This is a genomic window from Cupriavidus numazuensis, assembly GCF_905397435.1.
GTDB classification, from domain to species: Bacteria; Pseudomonadota; Gammaproteobacteria; order Burkholderiales; family Burkholderiaceae; genus Cupriavidus; species Cupriavidus numazuensis.
In genome coordinates this window covers 166,288-182,714 of the sequence record NZ_CAJPVI010000003.1, presented here as the reverse complement: position 1 = coordinate 182,714, position 16,427 = coordinate 166,288, and the positions used below count along the sequence as shown (strand labels likewise).

The 16,427-nt window shown below is 64.9% G+C and carries 13 protein-coding genes; 3 read left to right on the top strand and 10 right to left on the bottom strand.

From position 1 onward, the window contains the following. Positions 1-148 precede the first annotated feature (148 nt). The gene (locus KHO41_RS04485; protein ID WP_211952100.1) at positions 149-1,048 is read left to right on the top strand and encodes a LysR family transcriptional regulator; all 900 of its coding nucleotides are present in this window, start codon (positions 149-151) and stop codon (positions 1,046-1,048) included. A 253-nt stretch (positions 1,049-1,301) separates the two neighbouring features. Here the strand turns inward: KHO41_RS04485 and KHO41_RS04480 are convergent, their stop codons facing one another. From KHO41_RS04480 to KHO41_RS04435, 10 genes are all read right to left on the bottom strand, one after another. Next, entirely contained in the window at positions 1,302-2,384 is a 1,083-nt protein-coding gene (locus KHO41_RS04480; protein WP_211952099.1) for a M14 family metallopeptidase, read from the bottom strand. Between the two features lie 73 nt (positions 2,385-2,457). After that, the gene (locus KHO41_RS04475; protein WP_211952098.1) at positions 2,458-3,216 is read right to left on the bottom strand and encodes a hypothetical protein; all 759 of its coding nucleotides are present in this window, start codon (positions 3,214-3,216) and stop codon (positions 2,458-2,460) included. 102 nt (positions 3,217-3,318) lie between these two features. Beyond that, positions 3,319-4,137, bottom strand: coding sequence for a M55 family metallopeptidase (locus tag KHO41_RS04470; RefSeq protein WP_211952097.1), 819 nt, complete (start codon positions 4,135-4,137; stop codon positions 3,319-3,321). Beyond that, a complete protein-coding gene (locus tag KHO41_RS04465; RefSeq protein ID WP_211952096.1) occupies positions 4,134-5,171 on the bottom strand; it encodes a DmpA family aminopeptidase in 1,038 nt (345 codons plus the stop codon). The genes KHO41_RS04470 and KHO41_RS04465 overlap by 4 nt, the downstream gene beginning before the upstream one ends. A gap of 6 nt (positions 5,172-5,177) precedes the next feature. Then, complete coding sequence (gene gsiD, locus KHO41_RS04460) at positions 5,178-6,089, bottom strand: glutathione ABC transporter permease GsiD (RefSeq protein WP_211952095.1); 912 nt, start codon at positions 6,087-6,089, stop codon at positions 5,178-5,180. 12 nt (positions 6,090-6,101) lie between these two features. Beyond that, positions 6,102-7,022, bottom strand: coding sequence for a glutathione ABC transporter permease GsiC (gsiC, locus tag KHO41_RS04455; protein WP_211952094.1), 921 nt, complete (start codon positions 7,020-7,022; stop codon positions 6,102-6,104). A gap of 134 nt (positions 7,023-7,156) precedes the next feature. Next, positions 7,157-8,683: a glutathione ABC transporter substrate-binding protein GsiB gene (gsiB, locus tag KHO41_RS04450; protein ID WP_244873711.1), complete on the bottom strand. Its 1,527-nt coding sequence runs from the start codon at positions 8,681-8,683 to the stop codon at positions 7,157-7,159. 56 nt (positions 8,684-8,739) lie between these two features. Beyond that, the gene (locus tag KHO41_RS04445) at positions 8,740-10,629 is read right to left on the bottom strand and encodes a dipeptide ABC transporter ATP-binding protein (RefSeq protein ID WP_211952092.1); all 1,890 of its coding nucleotides are present in this window, start codon (positions 10,627-10,629) and stop codon (positions 8,740-8,742) included. A gap of 48 nt (positions 10,630-10,677) precedes the next feature. Then, on the bottom strand, positions 10,678-11,652 hold the full coding sequence (locus tag KHO41_RS04440; RefSeq protein ID WP_211952091.1) for an isoaspartyl peptidase/L-asparaginase family protein: 975 nt from the start codon (positions 11,650-11,652) through the stop codon (positions 10,678-10,680). Between the two features lie 6 nt (positions 11,653-11,658). Then, the gene (locus tag KHO41_RS04435; protein WP_211952090.1) at positions 11,659-12,630 is read right to left on the bottom strand and encodes a MurR/RpiR family transcriptional regulator; all 972 of its coding nucleotides are present in this window, start codon (positions 12,628-12,630) and stop codon (positions 11,659-11,661) included. A gap of 263 nt (positions 12,631-12,893) precedes the next feature. Between KHO41_RS04435 and KHO41_RS04430 the strand changes: the two genes are divergently transcribed. Next, positions 12,894-14,825 carry an ATP-binding cassette domain-containing protein gene (locus KHO41_RS04430; RefSeq protein WP_211952089.1) on the top strand — a complete coding sequence of 644 codons (1,932 nt, stop codon included), beginning with the start codon at positions 12,894-12,896 and terminating at the stop codon, positions 14,823-14,825. Positions 14,826-15,106: 281 nt separating this feature from the next. Continuing rightward, positions 15,107-16,330, top strand: a complete 1,224-nt coding sequence (locus tag KHO41_RS04425) for an O-antigen ligase family protein (protein WP_211952088.1) — start codon at positions 15,107-15,109, stop codon at positions 16,328-16,330. Positions 16,331-16,427: the final 97 nt, after the last annotated feature.

The window sequence follows — 16,427 nt, the reverse complement described above, 5'->3', positions numbered from 1 at the left end:
CATGGCCTGTCAGCGCCTTGGCCGCAGTCTAGGGCAGCCGCCCACGCTGCGTGATTCCCGCGAGTACCGGCGCGATTCCCCGCAGGAATGAGCAACCAATGGCAGCTACAATGCCCCGATCCCATTCTTGCGCCCACTTGCCGACGCGATGCGATTCGAGGACATCGAAGCCTTCCTGGTCGTGACCCAGCACGCGAACCTGCATCGCGCCGCCGCCGCGCTGGGCGTGACGCAGTCCGCCCTGTCCAAGACGCTGGCGCGCCTTGAGGCGGAGGCTGGCATGCCGCTGTTCGAGCGTACGCCGCGCGGGCTGGTGCTGACGAGCGTTGGCAAGACACTGCATGCCCATGCGCGCAAGATCTCCCTGGCCGCGAGCGACATGCGGCAGGAACTGGCCGAGCAGCGGGTCGCCAAGGCGGGCACGGTGCGGCTCGGTGCCATCCCGTACCTGGTACCGTCGCTGCTCTCACCGCTGCTGGCGCAGTTCTTCGTAAGCCGCCCGCTGGCCGTGTTTTCGATCGAAACCCACCTGAGCGCGCGCCTGATGGCCGTGCTGCAGAACGGCGACGTCGACCTGATTTTGGCCGCGCGCCCCACCAGCGTGCCCGAGGATGTATGCGGCTTGCCGCTGGGCCCGCTGACGATGCAGATCGTCGCGCGCAGCGAGCATCCGCGCCGCGCGCGCTTCCGTACGCTGGCGGACCTGACCGAAGAACGCTGGGCCGTGCCCGCGAGTTCGCTCTATCTGCGGCAATGGCTCGAGGAACGTTTCACGGCAGTGGGGCTACCGCCGCCGCGCGTGGCCGTGGAAAGCACAGCCTCTCCTGTGGCGTTCGGCGAACTGCTGCGACATTCGGACCTGCTCGGCATCATGCCGCCGCGCATTCTCAAGCAGGCGGAAGGACAAGGGCTTGAGGCGATAGAAGGCCCGGGCATGGCCTGGCAGCATGAGCTGGCCATCTTCTGGCGCGCTGACGGCTACCTCTCGCCGATTTGCCAGGACTTTCGCGATGCGGTGGTGAGCTGGTGCGAGCAGGCGGATATCTGAAACCGCCACGCAACAGAAAGACATACCCGCCTGTTTGCTCCCCTCTCCCGCCTGCGGGAGAGGGGTTGGGGGAGAGGGCCGGCACCTCCACGAAGTCAAGGCAGCCGCATCGAGACACGCCAACCCTCACCCCCGGCCCCAGTCCTATGCATGGGCCAGGGGGACACCAATATCCAATCGCGACTTTTGGCTTTTGCCGACACCATTACCCCCCAAGGGAAAGGGGCGTATCCAGCACGTCTCAGCCGGTCCGTTATCTCGCGCGCATGGCCTTGCGGACGGCCTCGGTCACCTGCTCCACCACGCCCGCGCGCCAGTCGTCGGCATCGCCATAGAACGCGCGCCACATGGCCTGCCGGACCAGCATGCGCTGGTTTTCATCGGCTTCCGGATGCAGGTACAGCCAGTGGTCGCCGCGCAGCGCGTCAAGGACTTCCGCAACCGGCAACGTGCCGAATTCCAGCGCTATTCCTGCATAGTCGACGTCCGGAAGCGTGCCGGCCACGGCCTCCCACGCAAGGCCGGTCAGCCGGGCCGAACTTGAGGAGCCGTCATAGATCGAGGTGACCTCACCACCCCAGATGGCACGCGTGCGCTTGAGTTGGCCATCGTCATCGGGCCCCATGCAGATCGGCTCGCCATACCCCCACGGGCCGAGGCCGGTGTGGATGTCGATCCAGCGCAGGCTGCTGCGCCCGCTGCCGAAGCGCGCGAGCACGCGCCGCAGCGTGTAGTTGCTCCAGGTCTCCTTGTTGCCGCCGTAGAACAGGCCTTTCGGGTCCTGGTACTGGCCGCTGCTGACCGCGGTCTGGTACCAGTCCATGCCCTTTTCCGCGACGGCTTTCATGAACTGGGCGTGCTCCGTACCCGAGGGCGGCCAGTGTGCGGGCAACAGCATCGGTGCAATTTCCCCGTAGGGCGCGTTATCCGGCAGTGGCTGCGCAAAATCCATGAAATTGCGGTTCAGATCGACGTTGTCTTCGTTGACCCGGCGCAAATGCGAAAAGCCGTAGGGATTGACTGCGTGCACCACCAGCAAGCCCAGGCGTGCCTCGGCGCAATCGGCCAGCAGTATGGCGTCGGACAGCAGGGCCACCTGTGCGCCGGAGCCGCAGAAGCCTTCCACGCCATGTACGCCGGAGCTGATCATCAGCACGCGCCGGGCGTCGGCGGGCCCTACCCAGGCGACATCCATGGCAAGGTCCTCGCCGGCGCTCCCGCGCCGGGTCGGATGGGGAAATTCGGCAAGTGTCGCGCCCGCGGCGCGCGCGGCGGCCAGGAACTTCTGCCGCGCCTCGGCATAACTGGTGGCAAAGCTTCCCGAAACCTGGCCCATGGCAACTGCCCCTCGCGAACGGAGATGCTGGCATTAGACGCCAATTCGTCCCGGCTTGCCAACGTGCAGTGCGTCAGAAAAGCTGTCCGCTGTCGCCAGCCCGTGCCTCGTCCGGCCCCCAGATGCCGGGCGAGCTGAACGCCTGCGGATGCATCTCGATGCCCGCTGCGCCGAGTTGCGCGGCCGACAGCACCAGTTGGCGCGCCAGCCAGTCATGCAGGCCGCGCAGGAACCGGATGTTGTCGAGCCGGTTCGACGCCGCAATCAGCCGTTCGAGCTTGACATGCGCGGTATAGACATCAAGCAGATTGGTCGCCCTGAGCCGCGGCGGCGTGGTCGGGCTGCGCTCGATGGCAAGGATGCGGCTCACCTGGGCGCGGCTCAGATCACCGGTGCGCTGGAAATATTCGTAGACGTCCTGCAGTGGCGCAAAGCGCACCGTGGGCTGCACGCGTGGCACGGACGCGACCTTCTCCATACGCAGCACAAGGTAGCGGATCGCCGCCAGGCGCTGCGCGGCGTCGCGCTCGGCGCTGGTCGGCCGGCGGCGTGATGCACTGGCGATCACGGCATCCAGCGCCTCAGATTGCCGTACCACGTCGCGCTCGGTGTAATCCGGCACTTGCGCGAGCAGGCCGGGATGAACCACCGCGACCCGGGCACAGGCGTCGCCAAACGGATATTCGTGGCCCTGCGCATCACGCAGGATGAAGGCCCGGCCATCGGGAAAGCCGTGATGCCGCCCCGTGGCGCCGCGCGCGTGGCAGCGCGTGTCGAGGTCGACGAAATCCTTGCGTACGGGAATCCAGCCCCCGTGCTGTGCCTGGGTCATGAGTCTGCGGTATTTCGGGTCAAGACAGCGAGGCTGGCCAACAGACCAGCCCGCGCCGAACCGGCTATTGTCGCCGATTGCGCCGCGACCCGGCCAATGCCGCTATTTCAGCATGAACGACATCGCCGACAGGCAGTTCAGCATGCGCACGGCCGACTGCACGGAATCGGCTGCGAATGACAGCGTGACGCCATCCACGCGCTCCAGCGTCGGCCACTGGCAGAACAGATCCGCGTGTGCGGGTGTCTGGGTCTGGAGCCGGCAGGTCACAGGGCCGTCGATCCGGAATGCCCTGGCGTCGGCTCGTTCGCGCACGGCCTGCGCCGCAGCTTCGCGGATCGCATCGCGCGCCGCCGCGGGCGCCAGCGTGCTGCCGCTGCCGAAGCCGCCTGCCGATTTGGTCTGCACATAGCGCACCCACGCCATCAGCGGCCGGGTCTCGCCGATGAAGACATCGTCGCCACTGGCCATCAGCACTGGCACACCGAACTCGCCGGCCAGCGCGGCGTACAGGCCGGCTTCGCCCAGCTCCTGTTCGTTCAACCACACGCGCGCAAAGGCGCTGCTGTTGATCGTGTGTGCCAGCACCCCACGGCTTTGCGCGCGACCGTGATATCCGATCATGAACGCGCCGTCGCAGCCGGCTTCCGCGCCGGCCATCATGCCCAGATAGCGCGGCTTGCCGAGTACGAGCTGCGCACGCGAATCGATCTGGTCCGGCAGCAGGTTACGAAAACCGCCGTGCGAGTCATTGACCAGCACCTCGGTCGCGCCGGCGTCGAAGGCACCCTGCACGGCGGCATTGGCTTCGCCGGTCATCCATGCTCGGGCACGCTCATATTCGCCATTGCCCGGACGCGTCTGCTCGGCGTGGAAAACGCCGGCAATACCTTCGATATCGGTGGAGATCAGCAGCTTCATGTTGGATTGCGCAGTTCGGACATGACATCAAGCAACGCCTGCCGGCGGTGGCCATCACGGCTACGGACGGGCACGGCCTGCCACAGTGCGTGAAGAATGGCTTGTTCCACACTGTCAGCCGCCGCGCGGAACAACGGATCGAGCCGGCTTTCATGAAGCAGCGGCATGAACGGCATGGGCTCCGCAGCATGGTGCGGTACGGTGTATGCCGTGGAAAACGCGAGTGCGATATCGCCCGATCCATGCCCGTACACCGAACCCGTGCGGGCCAGGCCGGCCCCCGCACGAAGCGCCAGCCGGCGCAGTTGGCGCGCGTCGAGCGGCGCATCCGTGGCGAGGATGATGATGATCGAGCCCTTTTCAGGCTCGGTCGCGGGTGCCGCAAGCCGCGCAGCCAGTTCATCACCGACATGTCGGCCAGCGATAACGAGCGATTCCGGCGTGCCGAAATTCGCCAGCACAAGCGCGCCAACGCAATAACCGCCAGCCAGCCGCGATGCGGTGCCGATGCCACCCTTGACGCCAAACGACGACATGCCTCGCCCGGCACCGACCGAACCGGCCTGCACGTCGGCGCCAGCGGCAGCGCAGGCAGCCTCATAGTGGCCGCGGTCGACGGCCATCGCCTGAATGTCGTTCAGGTAGCCATCATTGCATTCGAACACCAGTGGATTGACCGTCGGCAGCGACCGGCCGATTTCCGGATTTGCGGCAATGGCTTCGTGGATCTGCGCCTGCGCCACCGCGCCAACAGCAAACGTATTGGTCAGCGCAATGGGCGTTTCCAGCACGCCCAGTTCCTCGACCTGCACAAGCCCGACGCTTTTGCCGAAGCCGTTGATGACGGCGCACGCGGCAGGCACCTTCTGCAGATAGACATTGCCGGCATGCGGACGTACGACGGTCACTCCGGTCTGCACGTCGCCTTCATCCAGCGTGCAATGCCCGACCGTCACGCCGGCCACGTCCGTGATGCGGTTGCGTGCGCCAGCGGGCAGCGTGCCAATGACCGGTGTCAGCGGTTCCATCTCCATCTCGCCTCAGCGCCGGTCGATCTTTGGGTCGAGCGCATCGCGCAGGCCATCACCGAGCAGGTTGAAGGCCAGCACCGTCAGGAAGATCGCCAGGCTCGGGAAGATCGCTACGTGCGGCGCCGTCACCATGTCGGCGCGGGCCTCGTTCAGCATGGCACCCCACTCCGGCGTGGGCGGTTGTGCGCCGAGCCCGAGGAACGAAAGGCTCGCCGCGGTAATGATCGACGTACCGATCCGCATCGAGAAATACACCACGATCGACGATACCGTTCCCGGCAGGATATGCCGCATCAGGATGGTCCAGTCCGAAGCGCCAATGCTGCGTGCGGCTTCCACATAGGTCAGGCGCTTGAGCATCAGCGTATTGCCGCGCACCAGCCGCGCAAACGCCGGAATGCTGAAGATCGCCACGGCAAAGATCACGTTGACCATGCCGTTGCCAAGGATCGCGACAACACCGATCGCCAGCAGGATGCCCGGGAACGCGAACAGCACGTCGGAGATGCGCATCACGATGCGGTCCCACCAGCCTTCGTAGTAACCGGCCAGCAGGCCCAGCGCGGTACCGATCACGGCGCCGATGATGACGGACAGGAAACCCGCCGCCAGCGAGATGCGCGTGCCAGCCAGGATACGGCTGAAGATGTCGCGCCCGAGCGAATCCACACCCATCCAGTGGGCTGCGGACGGGCCAGCATTGAGCGCGTCATAGTCGAAGAAATTCTCGGGATCGTAGGGCACCAGGTGCGGCGACAGGATCGCCACCACGATCAGCAGCAGCACGAACGCGCCGGCGCCCAGCGCCAGGTGCTGCTTGCGGAATTTGCGCCAGAACTCGGTCCAGGGCGTACGCACGGCCTGCGGGGCCGCTGCTGCGGTGGCTGCCTGGCTGTCGGCGGGCGTGGAAATCTCGGTCATGCCTGCCTCCTTTTACTTGTAGCGGATGGTTGGGTTGATCACGGTGTAGAGCAAGTCCACCACCAGGTTGATCAGGATGAATTCGAGCGAGAACAGCAGCACCTCGGCCTGTATCACCGGGTAGTCGCGCATCTCGACGGCATCGACCAGCAGGCGCCCGAGGCCCGGCCAGTTAAAGACTTTCTCAACGACAATCGAGCCGCCCAGCAGGAAGCCGAACTGCAGGCCCATCATGGTCACCACGGGAATCATCGCGTTGCGCAGCGTGTGCTTGGCCACAACCACGGTCTCGCGCACGCCCTTGGCGCGGGCGGTACGCACGAAATCTTCCTGCAGCACCTCGACAAACGATGCGCGCGTAAAACGCGCCATCACCGCTGCCACGGCCGCGCCCAGCGTCAGCGACGGCAGCACGTAGTGCTTCCAGCTATCGGCGCCGATCGACGGCAGCCAGCCGAGCTGCACCGAGAACACTTCCATCAGCAGCATGCCGAGCGCAAATGCCGGGAACGAGATGCCGGACACGGCCAGCGTCATGCCGAGCCGGTCGGGCCAGCGATTGCGCCAGACCGCCGAGCAGATCCCGATCACCATGCCGAAGACGACGGCCCACGCCATCGACGCAACGGTCAGCCACAGCGTCGGCATGAAGCGGTCGCCGATCTCGTCGCTGACCGCGCGCTTGGTACGCAACGAATGCCCGAACTCGCCGCGCGCGGCGTTCGAGAAGAAGTTCACGAACTGCTCAGGCAGGGACTTGTCCAGGCCCAGGTCCTTGCGTACCAGCTCAACGGTCGCGGAATCGGCCTCCGGGCCCGCCGCCAGCCGCGCGGGATCGCCGGGCAGCAGATGGACGAACAGGAATACCAGCACCGCCACGATCAGCAGTGTGGGAATCACGCCCAGGCATCGTTTGAGGAAATAGTTCAGCATGACGCTTCAGAGGTAATGACCGCAGGCCACATTCGGCTTAAGCACCGATCTGTGTTCTCCCCTCTCCCGCTGGCGGGAAAGGGGCCGGGAGCGAAAGCCGGCACATCCACGAAGTGCCAGCCTTCACGTCCCCATCACTGCTTGATATCGATGTCGTCGAAATTGAACGAGCCATCGGGCATCACATACGCACCGGTCAGGCGCTTGCTACGCGCGTACAGCACCTTCTCGGTCACCAGGAAGGCCCACGGCGCATCCTTCCAGATGCGTTCCTGCGCGTCCTTGTACAGCTTGGCCTTCTCGGCGCGATCGGTCGTGCGCAGCGCACCGGCGATGTCGGCATCGACCTGGTCGTTCTTGTAGTACGCGGTGTTCAGCAACTTCGGCGGCATCGACTCCGAGGCCAGCAGCGGACGCAGCGCCCAGTCCGACTCACCGGTCGACGACGACCAGCCGATGTAGTAGATGCGCACGCCAGCGTCTTCCGGCTTCTGCACGCTTTCCACCTTCTCCACGCGCTGGCCAGCTTCCAGCGCCTGCACGCTGGCCTTGATACCGACCTGCTGCAGCTGCTGCTGCACGAACTGGATCACCTTCTGCGCGGTGGTGTGGTTATAGGCCGACCACAGCGTGGTCTCGAAGCCGTTCGGGTAGCCGGCCTCCTTGAGCAGCGCGCGCGCCTTGGCCGGGTCATACGGCCACGGGCCCAGCTTCTCGGCATAGTCCACGCCCGGCGGCACCACGCCTTCGGCAGGCACGGCGTAGCCGGCAAAGGCCACCTTGGCGAGCGCGTCCTTGTTGATCGCGTAGTTGATGGCCTGGCGCACCTTCGGGTCGTTGAACGGCTTGACCGTGGTGTTCAGGCTCAGGTAGCGCTGGATGATCGACGGCGCCGCGATCAGGTCCACCTTGGGGCTGTTCTTCAGCACCGCGGCCTGCTCGAACGGGATGCTGAAGGCAAAGTCGGCTTCGCCGGTCTGCATGATGGCCGCGCGGGTGTTGTTGTCCACCACCGGCTTCCAGGTGACGGTGTCGATCTTCGGATAGCCGGTCTTCCAGTAGCCGGCGAATTTCTTGCCCTTCAGGTGATCGGGCTGCTTCCACTCGACGAACTCGAACGGGCCGGTGCCGACCGGATGGAAGGCAATCTCCTTGCCGTACTTCTGCAGCGCCACGGGCGAGATCATCACGGCCGACGGGTGGGCCAGCACGTTGATGAACGGCGAGAACGGCTCCTTCAGCGTGACCTTTACCGTGCTGCTGTCCACCACATCGGTCTTGGCGACGCGGTTGAACAGCGTATAGCGCTTGAGCTTGTTGGCCGGGTTGGTCACGCGGTCAAGGTTGGCCTTCACGGCGGCGGCGTCGAAGGGGGTGCCGTCGTGGAACTTGATGCCCTTCTTGAGCTTGATCGTGTAGGTCAGGCCGTCCTTGCTGACGTCATAGCTTTCGGCCAGCACGTTGACCAGCTTCATGTCCTTGTCCAGGCCGAACAGGCCCTGGTAGAAGCTCTTGGTTACGGCCTGCGACAACGTGTCGTTCGAATCGTACGGGTCCAGCGTGGTGAACGTGGAAGCGACAGCCATTACCGCGTCCTTGGCGGCAAAGGCAGACACCGGCGCCAGCGCGCCCATCGCGCCGGTCACAAGCAGCCCGGCCATCAGCCTGGGCGAAACCATCCATGCAGACATCTTGATTCTCCTTGGATAAACCGATTTCAGTAGGCACCGCCAACGGCGTGCCGCGCGACAAAGTGGCCGATCCCACGGCTGTCCGCGACGGGCACCAGCGGCTGCACCACCGGTTCGTCGCCGACCGCGCGGATCGGGCTGGGAATTTCGTCCGACAACGGTTCGCGCCGAAGGTGGCGGCGCGCCGGGTCGGCGATCGGCACGGCGGCCATCAGCTTTTTCGTGTACGGGTGCTGCGGGTTCTCGAAGATCGCGCGGCGCGGGCCGATCTCGACGATCTGGCCGAGGTACATCACCGCCACGCGATGGCTGACTCGCTCCACCACGGCCATGTCGTGCGAGATGAACAGGAACGCAATGCCGAGCTCGCGCTGCAGATCCAGCATCAGGTTGACGATCTGCGCCTGGATCGAGACATCGAGTGCCGATACCGACTCGTCAGCCACGACCACCTTCGGGTTGAGCGCGAGCGCACGTGCAATGCAGATGCGCTGGCGCTGGCCGCCCGAGAACTCGTGCGGATAGCGTGCGGCATGCGAGGGATCGAGTCCGACCTTCTCCAGCAGCCACGCAACGCGCTTTTCGGCGTCCTTGCCGCTGGCCACCTTGTGCACGAGCAGCGGCTCCATGATCGAATAGCCGACCGGCACGCGCGGATCGAGCGAGGCGAACGGGTCCTGGAAGATGAACTGGATATTGCGACGCAAGTTCTGCAGCGCGGGGCCTTCCATGTGGCTGATATCGTGCCCGGCGAATTCGATGCTGCCGCTCTGGCTTTCCACCAGGCGCAACAGCGAGCGGCCCGTGGTCGACTTGCCGCAGCCCGACTCACCGACCAGCGCCAGCGTCTCGCCCGGATAGAGATCGAAGCTGACCTGCTCCACGGCATGCACGCGCCGCGTGACGCGGCCGAACACGCCGCCCGGCACGTCGAAGCGCGTCACCAGATCGCGCACGCGCAGGATCGGCCTGGCGTCGGACGATACGGTGTCCTGCGGCGCTTCTTGTGTCGGTGCAGAATCGCCAAGCTGCAGCAACGGGAACTTGGCCGGCAGGTCGGTGCCCTGCATCGCGCCGAGCCTCGGCACGGCGGACAGCAGCGCGCGCGTGTACGGGTGGGCCGGCGCGCGGAAGACTTCATCCGAGCCGCCCTCTTCCACCTTCTCGCCGCGGTACATCACCAGCACGCGGTCGGCCACTTCGGCCACCACGCCCATGTCGTGCGTGATGAAAACCACGCCCATGTGCATTTCCGCCTGCAGGCCGCGGATCAGTTGCAGGATCTCGGCCTGGATGGTCACGTCGAGCGCCGTGGTGGGCTCGTCGGCGATCAGCAACGCGGGCTTGCAGGACAGCGCCATCGCGATCATCACGCGCTGGCGCATGCCGCCCGAAAGCTGGTGCGGGAAGCGGTCCAGCACGCGCTTCGCTTCCGGAATGCGCACCAGTTCCAGCATGCGCAGCGCCTCGGCGCGCGCGGCTGCGCGGCTCTTGCCCTGGTGCAGGCGGATCGATTCAGCGATCTGTTCGCCCACCGGGAACACCGGGTTGAGCGAGGTCATCGGCTCCTGGAAGATCATCGCCACGTCGGCGCCACGCACGCTGCGCAGCGTGGCGTTGTCGGCGCGGGCCAGGTCGATGACGTCGCCGCCGCGCCGGCGCAGCGCCATGCTGCCCGATGCGATCTTGCCGCCGCCATGCTCGACCAGGCGCATCAGTGCGAGCGAGGTCACGGACTTGCCTGAGCCGGATTCCCCGACCACGGCCAGCGTCTCGCCACGGTCGACGTGGAACGACAGGTTGCGCACGGCTTCGACGGTGCGCTCGGACGTGGAAAAGCGGACGGTCAGGCCGTCCACCGACACCACACGCTGCGGCGGCAGCACGATATTCGATTGAGAAGAGAGTTCAGCCACTGGCTCCCCCTGGGATTGCTGCGGGAATTGCGGATGGAAAACGGCGTGTCAGCCGTAGATCGACACGGTCACCGGACCGTCCGCGCGCGCAAAGCCGCGGTACATGCCCTCGGTGTTGAACGGCAGCGTGATATTGCCGGCACGGTCCACCGCGATCAGGCCGCCACGGCCGCCGATAGCCGGCAGCTTTTCCATGACCACGCGGCGCGCCGATTCCTCGAGCGACAGGCCGGCATAACGCATCTGTGCCGACACATCATGTGCTGCCACGGTACGGATGAACATTTCACCGGTGCCCGTGGCCGACACCGCGGCAACGTCATCGGCATAGCAGCCGGCGCCGATCAGCGGCGAATCGCCGACGCGGCCGACCTGCTTGTTGGTGACGCCGCCCGTGGACGTCGCGGCGGCCAGGTTGCCGAAGCTGTCGCAGGCCACGGCGCCGACGGTGCCGAACTTGCTGTCCGGATCGATCGGATCGGGCTTGCCGGCCAGCGCGCGCGCGGCGAGCGCGGCGGCATCATGATCGAGCAGCGCCATGCCCTGCACGGCGCGCGCGCGTTCCCATTGCTCGTAGCGGGCCTTGGTGTAGTAGTAATCGCGCGACACCAGTTCCAGCCCGTGTGCCTCGGCAAAGGCTTCCGCGCCTTCGCCCGCGAACAGCACGTGTTCGCTGTGATCCATCACAGCGCGCGCGGCCAGTACCGGGTTGCGCAGCCGCGATACGCACGCTACCGCGCCCGCATTGAGCGTCGCACCATCCATGACGGCGGCATCGAGTTCGTAGGTGCCGGCGTGCGTCAGCACTGCGCCCTTGCCGGCGTTGAACAGCGGGCACTCTTCCAGCAGGCGGACGGCTTCCGTCACAGCGTCGATGGCCGTGCCGCCACCGGCCAGCACGCGCTGGCCTGCCAGCAGCACCTGTTCCAGCGCTTCGATGTATTCGCGTTCGCGGGCGGAATCCATGGCCGCACGCGTGATCGTGCCGGCGCCGCCGTGGATGGCAATGACTGCTTGGTTCATAGGGGACTAAGCTTTCGGGTGCTTGGAAGGGTTGCGGCGGCCGGTGGCGGGCTTGCCATCATCGGCATCGGCCGATGCCACGGGCTGTGCAGCTGCCGTAGTGCCGGCATTGCCGGCATGGGCGCCATACAGCCACGGCAGCAGGAATTCAGTCATCTCGGCCGCGGCCTTGACCGGGCGTTCGGCGCGGTGTGCCACGGCGCCGCACAGCGCTTCGATCAACGCGAGCACGTTGGCATCCGAATTGGCCGACAGCCGGTTGGCGGCCTGCGCATAGAGCGCGATATCGGCAATCGGCGCCAGCGGCGAGGTCGGGCCATCGGTCAGCGCCAGCAAGCGCGCGCCGCGTGCCTTGGCGCGCTGGGCCAGCACCACGGTATCCGACACGTAGCGCGGAAACGCGATGGCGATGACGAGGTCGGCGGGGCTCAGCTTGAACAACTGGCGCGCCGCGTGCGACGCACCGCCCGCACCGGCGACCGAGGTCACCATGCGGCAGTGCATTTCGAGGCCGTGCTGCAGCAGGCCCGACAGGAAGCCGCTTGCGCCGAAGCCCGCAATGTAGACGCGCTCCGCGGCAAGAATCGCGGATACCGCCCGTTCGCACGCGTCGGCATCCAGCGCGCGGCGCGTGGCCTCGAGGTTCGCGGCGGCGTTGTCCAGCGACGCTGCAAATGCCTCGGCGGCCGTGGCAGGCCGCTCCAGCTCCGAACGCAAACGCTCCACCGGCGCCAGCGTCGCCTCGAAACCGCGCACCAGTTCGGCGCGGAACTGCGGATAGCCATCAAACCCGAGCGCGCGCGCAAAACGGTTGGCCGTCGCGACCGATACCTGCACCGCCGCCGCGAATTCATCGATCCGCATCGTCGCGGCGCGGAACGGATTGGCGAGCACGTATTCGGCCATGCGCTGGTGAGCGGGCGTCAGCGCAGGCAGGCTGCGCGCAATACGTTCAGAGATCGAGGTGCCGTCCGGCATGGGTATCAGGAGCTTTGGCCGATGTGAAAACCAGACATCGGTCGTGGTGGCCGCAATGAAAATGAATTTACACGCAGACCGAGAACAAGAAAACAGGGTTTTCATCATTCAAGGGTAATCCCTAGGACATGCCGTCAAACGAGCGGGTCACCACCGACGGGAAACGCTACAATGCCGCCGAGCGCCGCATCCTGGGCCGCTGTCCGCGCTTTCCGCGCTTTTCCGCTGTTTTATCCCCGCTTACCGACGCTTCTGCCTTACTCGTGATCCGAATCGACCAGCTTGTCCTCCAGCGCGGCACCAAGGTGCTGTTCGACCACACCAGCGTGACGCTCAATCCGGGCGAACGCGTGGGCCTCGTTGGCGCCAACGGCAGCGGCAAGTCCACGCTGTTCTCCATGCTGCGAGGAGAACTGCACCCGGACGGCGGCGACGTGACGGTGCCCGCACAGTGGCGCATCGCACACGTGGCACAGGAAACGCCGGCAGTAGCGCGCAGCGCAGTGGACTACGTGATCGACGGCGATACCCGACTGCGTGAGATCGAGGCCGCCATCAACGAGGCACAAGCGGTCGGCGATGGCAGTGCGGAAGGCGAAGCGCACGCCGCCTTTGCCGATGCCGATGGCTACACCGCCCCGGCCCGCGCCGAGGCGCTGTTGCTGGGCCTGGGCTTCACGCTGCCGCAGGTGTCGCAGCCGGTGTCGTCGTTCTCGGGCGGATGGCGCATGCGCCTGAACCTGGCGCAGGCGCTGATGTGCCCGTCGGACCTGCTGCTGCTCGACGAACCGACCAACCACCTGGACCTCGACGCCATCGTCTGGCTCGAAGACTGGCTCGCGCGCTACCCGGGCACGCTGGTCATGATTTCGCACGACCGCGAATTCCTGGACGCGATCTGCAACGTCACGGTCCACATCGAAAACCAGCAGCTGCGCCGCTACGGCGGCAACTACACGCTGTTCGAGACCCTGCGCCTGCAGCAGATGGCGCAACAGCAGTCGGCCTATACCCGACAGCAGAAGGAAATCGCGCACCTGGAATCGTTCATCACGCGCTTCAAGGCCAAGGCGACCAAGGCGCGCCAAGCCCAGAGCCGCGTCAAGGCGCTTGAGAAGATGGAGCGACTGGCGCCGGTGCACGTCGCTGCGGGCTTCGCCTTCGAGTTCCGCGAGCCCGATGCCGCACCGAACCCGATGATGGTGCTCGACGGCGTCGACTGCGGCTATGCCGAGGCCGACCCGCCGGTGACCATCCTGCACAAGCTGGCGCTGTCGATCCAGAACGGCCAGCGCATCGGCCTGCTCGGTGCCAACGGCCAGGGCAAGTCGACGCTGGTCAAGACGCTGGCCGGCACGCAGGATCCGCTCACCGGCACGCTGCGCCTGGGCAAGGGCCTGCAGATCGGCTACTTCGCCCAGCACCAGCTGGAAACGCTGCGCGACCACGAATCTCCGCTGCAGCACCTGGCGCGCCTGGCGCCGGACACCCGCGAGCAGGAACTGCGCGATTTCCTCGGCAGCTTCAACTTCCGCGGCGATATGGCCACCGCGCCGATCGAGCCGTTCTCGGGCGGCGAAAAGGCCCGCCTGGCGCTGTCGCTGATCGTCTGGCAGAAGCCCAACCTGCTGCTGCTCGACGAACCGACCAACCACCTGGACCTGGACACGCGCGAGGCGCTGACCATGGCGCTGGCGCAGTTCGAAGGCACGCTGATCCTGGTCTCGCACGACCGCCACCTGCTGCGCGCCACCGCCGACCAGTTCATGCTGGTCGCCGACGGCACCATCAAGCCGTTCGACGGCGATCTCGATGACTACCGCGACTGGCTGCTGCAGCAGGCCGCGGCCAAGCGCAACGCCGCCGTGGCCGCGCACCAGGCGGAGACCGGCGGCAATGCGGCCGCGGTCAACCGCAAGGACCAGCGCCGCGCCGAAGCGGACGAGCGTCAGCGGCTGGCGCACCTGCGCAAGCCGCTGACCAAGGAACTGGAAAAGGTGGAAAAGCGCATGACGGTGCTGCAGACCGCCAAGACCGAGATCGACCAGTTCATGGCCGATGAGACCAGCTATGCCGAGGCCAACAAGGCGAAGCTGATGGAGATGCTCAAGCGCCAGGGCGAAGTCAACGGCGAACTGGAAACGCTTGAAGAAAAATGGCTGGAACTGCAGGAGCAGATCGAGCAGATTGCGTGATGGTGCAGGCCCGCCTTGTTGCTGCGTCTTCCGCTTTCGCAACAGACAATACTCCGCGGGAATTCTCCATACCGCTATCCGCGCCATTCGGCAACTCACCGCTTGGCCACCGCCCCTACTTGAGTAGGGCTCAATGCAGCAGCCTGCCAACCGACAATTATCGGTTTACGCCCGAGCCTTAGCCCCCTCACAAAGGCCGAGCCTGCTGGAGTGCCCCAATCCCCTCGGCTCCGCCGCGAGAACTGGCGCCGCGCAATTCCGCAAGACCATGTAATCGTTCAATGTTTGCCTACACGTCATTTGCCACCTTTATATTCTTTGCCATCTCATTAGTCATACCTGGTGGATTTTCTGTCGGCCCCGTTTTGCTCTTGCTCGGCAGCTTCGTCCTTATGCGCGCCCAGCGCCGGGTGAACCTCGCCACGCCGGACTACGTCGTCATCGCAGCGCTGGCCATATATTTCTTCTCGTCCTGCCTCATGAACGTTTTCCAGGTCTCGCCTGGACGCGAATATGACGCTCCCTTACGCTTTTTGCTGGCAATTCCAGCAATATTTCTGCTTCTGGAGTATCCACCAACGCCCATTGCCATCTGGGGCGGACTAGCGACGGGTGCAATCGGTTCTGGCATATTCTCGGCATGGCAGACCCTTGTCCTTTTACATGAGCGAGCTGAAGGCTTCACCAATCCCATTCAATATGGAAACATCAGCCTTCTATTAGGCACTCTTTGCCTTGCCGGGATCGATTGGGCACGCAATCAACGCCATGCCACTGCCTGGATGACAGCACTCGTCACAGGGGCGGTCTGCGGCATACTTGGCTCCCTTTTCACCGGCAGTCGCGGCAGTTGGCTAGCCTTGCCTTTCTGCCTCGCCGTGCTGATGTTCCAGTATCGGCGTGTCTGGAAGGCTTGGCACTTTGCGGTCGGACTCATTGCAGTTCTGGTCGCCGTCATGTTCTACCAGGCAGCGCCACACAACTCTGTCAAGAAGCGCATAGAACTGGCCTTCACCGAAAGCAGTGCCTATTCGAAAGAACACAATGCCCGCACATCGGTCGGAGCACGCCTCGAGATGTGGCGCACAGGCATTTTGCTGATCAAAGAGAGGCCTGCACTAGGTTGGGGTAAGCAAGGCTACATGAACGATGTACAACGGCTGATTCATGAAGGCAAGGTCGATGCCGTTGTCGGAGAACACAGTCATCTGCACAACGAATACCTTGATGCCTGGGTCAAGCGGGGTATCCTTGGGCTGTTCGCAGTACTGATACTTTATCTTGCCCCGCTCTACCTGTTTGCAGTCCGCACCCGGCACGTCACTGAACAGGCAAAACCCTACGCTGTCGCCGGAATCATGTTAAGCCTGTCTTATCTGATATTCGGATTGACGCAGGCATTTCTGACCCATGTGAATGGCGTCATGTTATATGCCTTTACGCTCGCGATTTTGTGGACAGCGACGACCACGCCTGTACAACTCACGATAAAGCGTGAAATTTGAGCCTCACATTCCCCACGCAGGCCTCATCACTGAACTGCTTGCGGCAAGCCCAGATAACGAGCACCATTCGGCGAAGCGCTCAGAATGATAAAAAATA

Coding starts and splice junctions, on each gene's coding strand:
- KHO41_RS04485 (WP_211952100.1), top strand. CDS start 149: ATGCGATTCGAGGACATCGAAGCCTTCCTGGTCGTGACCCAGCACGCG.
- KHO41_RS04480 (WP_211952099.1), bottom strand. CDS start 2,384: ATGGGCCAGGTTTCGGGAAGCTTTGCCACCAGTTATGCCGAGGCGCGG.
- KHO41_RS04475 (WP_211952098.1), bottom strand. CDS start 3,216: ATGACCCAGGCACAGCACGGGGGCTGGATTCCCGTACGCAAGGATTTC.
- KHO41_RS04470 (WP_211952097.1), bottom strand. CDS start 4,137: ATGAAGCTGCTGATCTCCACCGATATCGAAGGTATTGCCGGCGTTTTC.
- KHO41_RS04465 (WP_211952096.1), bottom strand. CDS start 5,171: ATGGAGATGGAACCGCTGACACCGGTCATTGGCACGCTGCCCGCTGGC.
- gsiD (WP_211952095.1), bottom strand. CDS start 6,089: ATGACCGAGATTTCCACGCCCGCCGACAGCCAGGCAGCCACCGCAGCA.
- gsiC (WP_211952094.1), bottom strand. CDS start 7,022: ATGCTGAACTATTTCCTCAAACGATGCCTGGGCGTGATTCCCACACTG.
- gsiB (WP_244873711.1), bottom strand. CDS start 8,683: ATGGCCGGGCTGCTTGTGACCGGCGCGATGGGCGCGCTGGCGCCGGTG.
- KHO41_RS04440 (WP_211952091.1), bottom strand. CDS start 11,652: ATGAACCAAGCAGTCATTGCCATCCACGGCGGCGCCGGCACGATCACG.
- KHO41_RS04435 (WP_211952090.1), bottom strand. CDS start 12,630: ATGCCGGACGGCACCTCGATCTCTGAACGTATTGCGCGCAGCCTGCCT.
- KHO41_RS04425 (WP_211952088.1), top strand. CDS start 15,107: ATGTTTGCCTACACGTCATTTGCCACCTTTATATTCTTTGCCATCTCA.